The sequence below is a fragment of the Albimonas sp. genome (genome assembly GCF_055129145.1).
Window position 1 is genome coordinate 1 of the sequence record NZ_JBSRTQ010000144.1, and the last position, 10,600, is coordinate 10,600.

The following is a 10,600-nucleotide window of genomic DNA, read 5'->3' on the forward strand; positions in this document are numbered from 1 at the left end:
CCGTCGCCGCCGCGCAGCGCGTCGTCGCCGCGCCCGCCCCGCATGTCGTCGCGCCCGCGTCCGCCCTCCAGCTCATCCGCCCCGCCCCGCCCCCGGAGCGCGTCGCCTTCCCTGCCGCCGGAAAGAACATCGGCGCCTCTGTTGTCGTTGAAGACAGGCATGGTATTCCCCTGACGTCCGCGCCCTTCGCAGCTTCTGGCGGGGGTCGGACGACATCCGGCGACCGGCCGCGCTCGATCATGGGGAGCGTTTGGTTGCTTGAAAGTTAAGAAAAGCCCGCTCCCGGCCCCGGATCGCGCGGATCAAGGCGTCGCGCCGGCCGCGACCGGCCGGCAGGGTCGGGCCTTGTTTCGGATTGCCGCGCGCGTCCCGCACCAAAGGAGAACGCCTCATGGTCGAGATCTACGTGGACGCCGACGCCTGCCCGGTGCGCGACGAAGTGCTGCGCGTCGCCGCCCGCCACCGCCTGCGCACGCTGATGGTGTCGGACGGCGGCATCCGGCCCTCGACCGACCCCATGGTCTCGACCGTCTTCGTCCAAGGGGGGGCCGACGCCGCCGACGACTGGATCGCCGAGCGGATCGGGCCCGCCGACATTTGCGTGACCAACGACATCCCGCTCGCCGCCCGCTGCCTGGAACGCGGCGCCCAGGCGATCAAGCCCAATGGCGAGGCGTTCACCGAGGCCGGCATCGGCATGGCGCTGGCCCAGCGCGAGCTGATGCAGACGCTGCGCGAAACCGGCGCCGTCACCGGCGGGCCGCGGCCGTTCTCCAGGGCCGACCGCTCCAATTTCCTCAACCGACTGGAAACGGCGACGCAGGCGGCGAAACGCAAAGGCTGACCCCTTGCGCCCTGCGGGCCGGAGAGGGCAGGCTCCCCCGACGCCACGCGCTTCCGAGGATCGCCATGACCGCCTCCAGCCCCGACCTCCTGCCCTACGAGATGGGCCTGGAACCCGGGCTGGAGCCCGGCTACGACGTGCCCGCCCTGCCCGGCGCCGCCGAGGACGAGATCGAGACCCCGGCGCTGGTCGTGGATCTGGATGCGATGGAGGCGAACCTGCGCGCCATGGCCGTCCGGGCCGAAGCCGCCGGCGTCAAGCTGCGCGCCCATGCCAAGAGCCACCGCTCGCCGGAGCTGGCACTGGAGCAGATCCGCATCGGCGGCGCCATCGGCGTCTGCTGCCAGAAGATCGCGGAGGCCGAGGCCATGGTGCGCGGCGGCGTGCGCGACGTGTTCGTTACCAACGAGATCGTGGATCCCCGCAAGATGGCGCGCGCAGCACGGCTCGCCCGTCAGGCGCGGATCATCGTGATGTGCGACGACGCCCGCGTGCTGGCCGACTGGTCGGCGGCCGCGCTCAGCCATGACGTGACGCTGGAGATGGCGGTCGAGATCGACTGCGGCACGCATCTCTGCGGCGCCGACCCCGGCGAACCCGCCGCCGCGCTCGCCGCCCAGGTCGCCGCGACGCCGGGGCTCAGCTTCGCCGGCCTGCAGGCCTATCACGGCCAGGCCCAGCACATTCACGACCCCGAGGCGCGCCGCGCCGCGATCGGGCGCGCGGCGGATGCGGTGCGCGCGACGCTCAGGGCGCTCGACGCGCTCGGCCTGCCCTGCCCGATGGTCGGCGGCGCCGGCACCGGGTCCTGGGAATTCGAGGCCGCGTCCGGCGCCTGGACCGAGATGCAGTGCGGGTCGTATCTGTTCATGGACGCCGACTACCAGCGGGTGGAGGCGGCCGACGGCCAGGGCCTCGGCGTCTTCGCCAACAGCCTGTTCCTGCTGTCCACGGTGATCTCCAAGCGCCCGGGCCGCGCGGTCTGCGACGCCGGTCTCAAGGTCACCACGCTGGAGAGCGGCCCCCCCCGGATCGAGGGCGTGCCCGGCGCCCGCGTCATCGGCTGCTCGGATGAGCACGGCCGGATCGAGGACCCCGAGGACCGTCTCGACCTCGGCGACCGGGTGCGTCTGGTGCCGGGCCATTGCGATCCGACGGTGAACCTGCACGCCTGGATCGTCGGCCTGCGCGGCGGCCGGGTGGAACGGCTGATCCGGGTCGCGGCGCGGGGACGTTCGCTTTAGGCCGGGATCACAGGCTGGGGGATGCTTCGGTCAGCCCCCGCCTGATCGCGCCGGCTCCCCGGCTTTGGCTCGCCGACATCCGCAAGGCTCTGGAACCCGCGCCGGTTCGGGCGCTCCGTCAGGAACCGCTCGTGGAACGCCGCGATGCAGGCGTTGTCGGCCGGCGCAAATTCGCGGGCCACGGGGGGCCGTGGGCGGGAGGGCGGCCAGGCGGCGAAATCATTCGACTCCAATGATCCAATGGCAGCGACGAAGGGGGCGGCTCTGAAAGAGCGACGCCTCCACAGACAAGCTACTGTTTCCAATAGCATTTTACGCCGATTTTATTTCAGCGCCCTGAACTTCACATGGAGCCTTTACGCCCATCAGGCGCAGATGTCCGGCACGAAACGGTATCCGGAGGTTTGATACATGGGCTTCGATCTCGTGCTCGGCGGCATCGTCGCCGCGGCGCTTCTCGTCTACCTGCTGGCCGTGCTCCTGCGGCCCGAACGGTTCTGAGGGCACCGCCATGGCACAACAGCAAAACACGTCGATCTTCGCCGCCGGCCTCGTCGGGCCGGCGATCCGGGACAGCTTCGTCAAGCTCGCCCCGAGACAGCTCATCCGAAACCCGGTCATGTTCACGACCGCCAGCGTGGCGCTTCTGACCACGGTCCTGATGGGCCGTTCGGTCGTCTCCGGCGGCGCGTTCGCCTTCGAGGCGCAGATCGTCTTCTGGCTCTGGCTGACGGTTCTCTTCGGCAACTTCGCCGAGGCGCTGGCCGAAGGCCGCGGCAAGGCGCAGGCGGCTTCGTTGCGGTCCACCAAGGCGGAACTGACGGGCAAGCGCGTCAAGGGCGACAGCCACAAGGCCGTCCCGGCCAGCGAGTTGCGCAAGGGCGACATCGTGCTGGTCGAGACGGGCGACCAGATCCCCGCGGATGGCGAGGTGGTCGAAGGCGTCGCCTCCGTCAACGAGGCGGCGATCACCGGCGAATCCGCCCCTGTCATCCGCGAGGCGGGCGGCGACCGGTCGGCCGTCACGGCGGGCACGCGGGTCATCTCGGACTGGATCAAGGTCAAGGTCACGGTCGAGCCGGGCGAAGGCTTCCTCGACCGGATGATCGCGCTTGTCGAGGGCGCGAGCCGCGCCAAGACCCCGAACGAGATCGCGCTGACGGTGCTGCTCACCGGCCTCACGCTGATCTTCCTGATCGCGGTGGGCACCCTTCCGGCCTTCGCCGCCTATGCCGGCGGGTCGATCTCCGTGCCGATCCTCGTCGCCCTGTTCGTGGCGCTGATCCCCACCACGATTTCGGCGCTGCTGTCGGCGATCGGAATCGCGGGGATGGATCGGCTGATCCGCTTCAACGTCCTCGCGAAATCCGGCCGCGCGGTCGAGGCGGCGGGCGACATCGACACATTGTTGCTGGACAAGACCGGCACCATCACGCTGGGCGACCGTCAGGCGACCGAGTTCCTGCCGCTGTCGGGCGTCCGCGAGGGCGAGTTGGTCGAGGCGGCGCGCCTGTCCTCGCTGGGCGACGAGACCCCCGAGGGCCGGTCGATCGTCGCCCTCGCCGGCAAGGGCGACGCCGCCCCCGCCGGCGCCGAGGTCGTGTGCTTCACCGCGCAGACGCGGGTCAGCGGCATCGACATCGGCGAGCGCCGGATCCGCAAGGGCGCTGTCGACGCGGTCCTGAAGCTGCACGACTTCGACAAGGACGCCGTGAAGCAGATCCGGTCCCTGACCGACCGGATCGCACGCGCCGGCGGCACGCCGCTGGCCGTGGCCGATGGCGCCCGGCTCCTGGGCGCCGTTCACCTCAAGGACATCGTGAAGTCCGGGATCAAGGAACGTTTCGCCGAGCTCCGCCGCATGGGCATCCGCACCGTGATGATCACCGGGGACAACCCGCTGACCGCAGCGGCCATCGCGGCCGAGGCCGGCGTCGACGATTTCCTCGCCGAAGCCACGCCCGAGGACAAGCTGGAACTGATCCGCAAGGAACAGGCGGGCGGCAAGCTCGTCGCCATGTGCGGCGACGGCACGAACGACGCGCCCGCGCTGGCGCAGTCCGATGTGGGCGTGGCCATGAACACCGGCACCCAGGCCGCGCGCGAGGCCGGCAACATGGTCGACCTCGACAACAACCCCACCAAGCTGATCGAGGTGGTGGGGATCGGCAAGCAGCTTCTGATGACGCGGGGCGCGCTGACCACGTTCTCGATCTCGAACGACGTGGCCAAGTATTTCGCCATCCTTCCGGCGATCTTCGTGGCGCTTTATCCGGGTCTCGGAGCGCTGAACGTGATGGAGCTGGCCAGCCCGGAAAGCGCGATCCTGTCCGCGATCATCTTCAACGCGGTCATCATCCCGCTGCTGGTCCCGCTGGCGCTGCGCGGCGTCGCCTATCGCCCGCAGAGCGCCGCACGGCAGCTTGTCCGAAACCTTGCCATCTACGGCCTTGGCGGCCTGATCGCGCCCTTCATCGGCATCAAGCTGATCGATCTGGTCGTGTCGGGCGTCGGCCTCGTGTGACGTGAAGGAAAAACGCAAGATGATCATACTCGCTTATCTCCTCGGGATCGCGATCTTCGCCGCCTTGATCGGCGCCGTGACCCGCCTGTTCGAGGACTGACCCCATGGAAAGCGTAATTCTCGTAGCCACCATCGTCGTCGGGACCGCCTTGCTGTCGCTTCCGCTCGGCGCCTGGATGAAATTCGCCATGGACCCGAAACCGGGCCAGGCCACCCGGCTGACCGCGCTTTTCGGGCGGATCGGCGGCACGGCCGAAGAACAGGGCTGGAAGCGCTATCTGTTCGCGATGCTGGCGTTCAACGCCATCATGTTCACTGTGACGTTCCTGGTTCTCGCGCTGCAGCAATGGCTGCCGCTCAACCCCGACGGCAAGGCTGCTCTGGACCCGACGCTTGTGTTCAACACCGCCGCATCCTTCGCCACCAACACCAACCTCCAGCACTATTCCGGGGAGGTTTCGATGAGCTATTTCAGCCAGCTCGGCGGTCTGATGTGGCTGCAATTCGTCTCGGCGGCCACCGGCATCGCGGCGCTCGCGGCGCTGGCCCGCGGCATCGCCGGGCGCGAGAGCCTGGGCAACTTCATGGTCGACGTGCAACGCGCCAGCTTCCTCGTGCTGCTGCCGCTTGCGATCGTCGTCGCCGTGCTCCTCGTGCTCGGCGGCGTGCCGATGACGTTCGACGGCGCAGCCGTGGCGACCACGGTGGAAGGCGCGATGCAGACGATCGCCCGCGGCCCGGTCGCGGCCTTCGTGGCGATCAAGCAGCTGGGCACCAATGGCGGAGGCTTTTTCGGCCCCAACTCGACGCATCCGCTGGAGAACGCGACCTTCTGGACGAACGCCCTGCAAATGGTCGCGATCATCCTCATCCCGATGGCCTGCGTCTGGATGTTCGGCCGCATCGTCGGGCGGCCCAGACACGCCGCCGTCATCTTCACAGTGATGGCCGCGTTCCTGCTGGTCAAGGTCACCGGCTCGGTCGCCTTCGAGTCCGCGCAGACCCCGGCCTTCGCCGACCTGCCCGTGTCCGCGGCCACCGGCAACCTCGAGGGCAAGGAATTGCGGTTCGGCGCCGCCGGCGGCCCGCTTTGGGCGGTGCTGACCACCTCGACCTCGAACGGGTCGGTCGGCGCCATGCATGACAGCCTCAATCCGCTGACAGGCCTCATGCCGATGGTCGGCATGTGGCTGAACGCGACCTTCGGGGGCGTCGGCGTGGGCATGATCAACATGTTCCTCTACGTCGTCGTCGCGGTCTTCGTCGCGGGCATGATGGTGGGGCGCACGCCCGAATATCTCGGCCACCGGATCGAGGCCAAGGAGGTGCGGCTGGCCATCCTGGCGCTGTTCGCCCATGCCATCTTCATCCTCGGCGGCACGGCGCTGTTCGCCGCCACGTCGCTGGGCCAGTCGACGGTGCAGGACCCGGGCCCGCACGGCTTTTCAGAGATCCTCTACGAGTTCTCCTCAGCTGCGGCGAACAACGGCTCGGGCTTCGAGGGTCTGGGCGACGGCACGGATCCGTGGAACCTCGCCACCGGCATGGTGATGCTGCTGGCCCGCTTCCTGCCCATCATCCTGCCGCTGGCCATCGTCGGCAGCCTGATGACCAAGCGCCGCGCGGCCGAAAGCGCCGGCACGCTCGGGGTCGAGGATGCGACCTTCGGCGTCATGCTGGGGCTCACGGTCGTGATCTTCGGTGCGCTCATCTTCCTTCCGGCCGCGGCGCTCGGCCCGCTCGCCGAATATTTCTCGATGCCTTGACCGGCGCTGACAAGGAGACATGACCATGTCCGACATGTTCCATGACGTTCGAGGCGCCGCGATGTCCGGCCTGCGGGTGACGGGCGCCACCCTGGCGATCTGCGTCGCGGGCTATGCGCTGGCGATCTTCGGTCTTGCGCAGGCGGTCACGCCCGGCACCGCCAACGGATCGCTGATCACCGGGGCGGACGGCGCGGTGATCGGCAGCCGCCAGGTCGCGCAGGCGTTCGCCGCGCCGCAGTACTTCTGGCCGCGGCCGTCGGCGGTGGACTATGACGGGACCGGCGCGGGAGGGTCCAACCTCTCGCCCGCCAACCCCGAAATCGCCGAGCGGGCCGAGGCGCTGATCGCGGCCTATGGCGGCGCAAGCGCGGAGAACCCGATCCCCGCCGACCTGGTGACGGCCTCCGGCGCGGGGCTCGACCCGCATATCTCGCGCGAGGGCGCTCTGTTCCAGGTCCCCCGCGTGGCCGAGGCGCGCGGGGTCCCGCCGTCCGAGGTGCGCGGGATCGTCAACAGACTGAGCGCACGGCCGGGCGGGTTCTTCACGCCGGAGCGGATCGTCAACGTTCTGGAGCTGAACCTCGCTCTGGATGCGGAATTGGCAAGCGACGAGGCCGCGGAGTAAGACAGCGCCATGACCGATGATGCCCGCCCCTCGCCCTACGCCCTGCTGCGCGAAGCGCAACGCGAGGGGCGCGGCACGCTCAAGATCTTTCTCGGCGCCGCTCCCGGCGTCGGGAAAACCTACGAGATGCTGCTGGAAGGCGCCGAAAAGCTCGAAGCCGGAACCGATGTGGTCGTCGGCATCGTCGAAAGCCACGGCCGCAAGGAGACCGAGGCGCTGATCGACCCGCTGCCGGTGATCCCGCGCAAACGGATCGCCTACAAGGGCCAGACCCTGACCGAGATGGACATCGACGCGGTGCTGGAAAGGCGCCCGGACATCGTGCTGGTCGACGAGCTGGCCCACACCAACGCCCCCGGCGGCCGGCACCCCAAGCGCTGGCAGGATATCGAGGAGCTGCGGGCCGCGGGCATCGACGTGATGACCACGGTCAACATCCAGCATGTCGAGAGCCTCAACGACGTCGTCGGCAGCTTCACCCATGTCCGCGTGCGCGAAACCGTGCCCGACAAGGTGTTCGAGAACGCCGAGATCGAGCTGATCGACCTGCCGCCCGAGGACCTGATCAAGCGACTGGACGCCGGCAAGGTCTATGTCCCCGACCAGGCGCGCCATGCGCTCGATCATTTCTTTTCAAAGGGCAACCTGCTCGCGCTGCGCGAACTCGCCCTGCGGCACGCGGCGCAATACGTCGATGCGCTGATCCAGGAACACAAGAGCGTCACCGGCAAGGACAGCGGCTATGCCGGGGGGCAACGCATCCTCGTCGCGGTGTCCGCGGCGGCTGGCGGCGAACAGGTCGTGCGGGCCGCCAAGCGGCTGGGCGATGCGCTCAAGGCGCCGATCACCGCGCTTTACGTCGAGACGCCGCGTGCGGCGCGATACAGCGACGCGGAAAAGACGCAACTGGCCCGGAACCTTTCTCTGGCGGCGTCGCTGGGAGCCACGTTGCAGTCGGCGCCCGCCACCTCGGTGCAGGAGGCCATGCTGTCGCAATGCCGGAAGCTGCGCGCGACGCAACTGGTTCTGGGCAAGACGCGACGGCGGGGCGGGCTGTTCGGCGGACGCGACAGGATCGTGCAGGACATCCTCGACCGCACCACCGGCGTCGCCATCCACATCATCCCCTTCGACGAACCGGCGCGCACACACGACTGGCGACGTCTGCTGCCCCGTGGAAGCTGGACCGGGGATGTCGTCGGCATCGCGCTGGTCGCGGCGCTGTCGCTGGCCGCCTCGCTCGCTCAGGGCTGGATCGGACGAGGTCCGATCGACATGCTCTTCCTCGTGCCGGTCATCGCCACCTCCAGTTTCTACGGCTTTCGTGCGGGCCTCATCGCCGCCATCGCCGCGGGGTTGGCCTACAACTTCTTCTTCTTGCCGCCGTTTTACACATTCATCATCTACAGCCCGGCCAATCTGATTACGGCGGTCCTTCTGGTGATCGTCGCCGTCATCACCGGTCAGCTCGCCGCGCGCGCCCGGGCCGCCGCGGCGCTTGCCATGCGCAGCGCGCGGGAAAACGCGAGCCTTGCGCAGTTCGCCACGCGGCTCGGCGCGGCCAGCACCACGGAGGAAACCTCACGTCTCATCCGTGAAGAACTGCGCGCCTTGCTGGCGGTGCAGACCATCGTGCTGCACCGCGCCGGCGACAGCGTCGAAATCACCGCTTCGGGACAGACGATGCCGAAGCTCAGCCCCATAGACCGGGCCGCGGCGGAATGGGCGATGGAGCATGGCGAGGCCGCCGGCATCGGCACCAATACCCTGACCGCCAGCGACTGGCAGTTCAGACCGCTGAAGACTGCGCTCGGGACGCTGGCCGTGCTCGGCTTCCGCGGCCCTTCCGGCCGCGAGCCCATTCCCTCGGAGCGCGCCGCGCTGGCCGAAAGCCTGATCGACCAGGCGGCCCTGGCCCACGAACGCCTGAAGCTGGAAACCGACATGCGCGAGATGGAGGTGGTCCGCCAACGCGACAGCCTGCGGGCGGCGCTGCTCGCCTCGCTCAGCCACGACCTGCGCACCCCGCTGACTGCCGTGACGGCCGCGGCCGAGGCGCTGTCCGCGACCGGCGACGAGGCCGAGCTCGTCGAGACGGTGCGCAGCGAGGCCCGCCGGCTGAACCGGTTCCTTTCCGACCTGCTGGACCTGACCCGGATCGAGGAAGGCGCCGTCACGCCCGATCTTGTCCCCACCGATCTCACCGACGTCATCGCCTCGGCGGTGGGCGACTTGTCCAAATCCCTTGCGGGGCGCGAGGTTGCGACCTCGATCGACCCGACCCTGCCGCTGGTGCGCGCCGACGCGGTGCTGCTGAACCACGCGCTTCTCAACCTGGTGGACAACGCCGCCAAGTATTCGCCCTCGGACCAACCGATCGAGATCGTCGCGCGGATGGGACGGCGCGGCCCGGTGATCGACGTGCTCGACCGCGGCCCCGGCATCCCCCAAGGCAGCGAACAGAGCATCTTCGACCGCTTCGCACGGGGCGAGACCTCGGACCGCACCGGCGGATCGGGGCTTGGCCTGGCCATCGTCAAGGGCTTCGCCGAGGCGATGGGGTTCGCCGTCGAGGCCGCCCGACGCCAGGGCGGCGGGTCGCGCTTCACGATCCGCATGCCCCATGACGCGATCGTCCAGGTTTCGATGGAGGACATGGCGTGAGCGAAAACATCCTGATCGTCGACGACGAACCGCCGATCCGCCGGCTTTTGCGGGTCGCCATCGAGCGGAGCGGCTACGCGGCCCTCGAGGCTGATTGCGCGGCGGCGGCGCTCGCCGCCCTGAAATCCCATCGGCCGCAACTCGTGCTTCTCGATCTCGGCCTGCCGGATCGCGATGGACTTGAACTCATCGGCGCCTTCAGGGCGGCGGCTGTGCCCATCATCGTGCTGACGGCGCGCGACGCCTCCAGCGAAAAGGTCGCCGCGCTGGACCTTGGAGCAGACGATTACGTTACGAAACCCTTCGACAGCGAGGAGTTGCTGGCGCGGATCAGATCGTGCATGCGCCGTTCCGAGAAAACCGAAGGCAGCGGCCGCAAGCTGAAGGTCGGAGAGATCGAGGTCGATCTCGATGCCCATTCCGTCCGCAAGGGCGGCGTGGAGGCGAAACTGACCCCCAAGGAGTTCAGGCTTTTCGTGGAGCTCGCCCACCATCCGGGCAAGGTCCTGACCCATACGCACCTGCTCCGCGAAGTCTGGGGCTCCGCCCACACGATCCACGTCGAATACCTTCGGGTCGCCGTTCGTGCGCTCCGCAGGAAGCTCGAGGAAGACCCGGCCGCGCCGGTGCTGATCCAGAATGAACCGGGGGTCGGATACCGGCTTCAGGAGCTTCACAGCGACTGATCCGGATGTCGCCCTGCGGCCGGGGCCAGGGACCGGCGCATGCGTCTGCGGCCGGTCGACCTCGCGAAGCCGGCATGAACGTGATCAGCGCTGACCTGACCCCTTGTTTCTCCTCCACGGCGTGCTGGAATCCCGACCGACTGGAAGGGACCGGAGATGAAGCGGAGCAGGTTCACGGAAGAGCAGATCATCGGCGTTCTGCGGGAGCAGGAGGCCGGGGCCAGGGTGGTGGAGCTATGCCGCA

General features: G+C 68.8%; 9 protein-coding genes and 1 pseudogene. 9 read left to right on the forward strand and 1 reads right to left on the reverse strand.

Translation table 11 applies throughout. The features are described 5' to 3' along the window. A pseudogene (locus ACTB72_RS17625) lies at positions 1–161 on the reverse strand (calcium-binding protein); the annotation flags it as partial. A 230-nt stretch (positions 162–391) separates the two neighbouring features. Here ACTB72_RS17625 and ACTB72_RS17630 point away from each other — a divergent pair. From ACTB72_RS17630 to ACTB72_RS17670, 9 genes are all read left to right on the forward strand, one after another. Beyond that, positions 392–844, forward strand: coding sequence for a YaiI/YqxD family protein (locus tag ACTB72_RS17630; protein ID WP_463038319.1), 453 nt, complete (start codon positions 392–394; stop codon positions 842–844). A gap of 65 nt (positions 845–909) precedes the next feature. Next, positions 910–2,088 (forward strand): DSD1 family PLP-dependent enzyme, encoded by a 1,179-nt coding sequence (locus tag ACTB72_RS17635; RefSeq protein ID WP_463038320.1) that lies wholly within the window; start codon positions 910–912, stop codon positions 2,086–2,088. Positions 2,089–2,499: 411 nt separating this feature from the next. Next, positions 2,500–2,589 carry a K(+)-transporting ATPase subunit F gene (kdpF, locus tag ACTB72_RS17640; protein WP_080517485.1) on the forward strand — a complete coding sequence of 30 codons (90 nt, stop codon included), beginning with the start codon at positions 2,500–2,502 and terminating at the stop codon, positions 2,587–2,589. Positions 2,590–2,599: 10 nt separating this feature from the next. Continuing rightward, positions 2,600–4,612, forward strand: a complete 2,013-nt coding sequence (gene kdpB / locus ACTB72_RS17645; RefSeq protein ID WP_463038321.1) for a potassium-transporting ATPase subunit KdpB — start codon at positions 2,600–2,602, stop codon at positions 4,610–4,612. Positions 4,613–4,716: 104 nt separating this feature from the next. Next, complete coding sequence (kdpA, locus tag ACTB72_RS17650; RefSeq protein WP_463038322.1) at positions 4,717–6,378, forward strand: potassium-transporting ATPase subunit KdpA; 1,662 nt, start codon at positions 4,717–4,719, stop codon at positions 6,376–6,378. Between the two features lie 25 nt (positions 6,379–6,403). Further along, positions 6,404–7,006, forward strand: a complete 603-nt coding sequence (locus tag ACTB72_RS17655; protein ID WP_463038323.1) for a potassium-transporting ATPase subunit C — start codon at positions 6,404–6,406, stop codon at positions 7,004–7,006. 9 nt (positions 7,007–7,015) lie between these two features. Next, a complete protein-coding gene (locus tag ACTB72_RS17660; protein ID WP_463038324.1) occupies positions 7,016–9,670 on the forward strand; it encodes an ATP-binding protein in 2,655 nt (884 codons plus the stop codon). Further along, a complete protein-coding gene (locus tag ACTB72_RS17665) occupies positions 9,667–10,356 on the forward strand; it encodes a response regulator (protein ID WP_463038325.1) in 690 nt (229 codons plus the stop codon). Before ACTB72_RS17660 ends, ACTB72_RS17665 begins: the two co-directional genes overlap by 4 nt. 156 nt (positions 10,357–10,512) lie before the next feature. After that, on the forward strand, positions 10,513–10,600 hold an 88-nt coding region (locus ACTB72_RS17670), incomplete at its 3' end, for a transposase (RefSeq protein WP_463038326.1).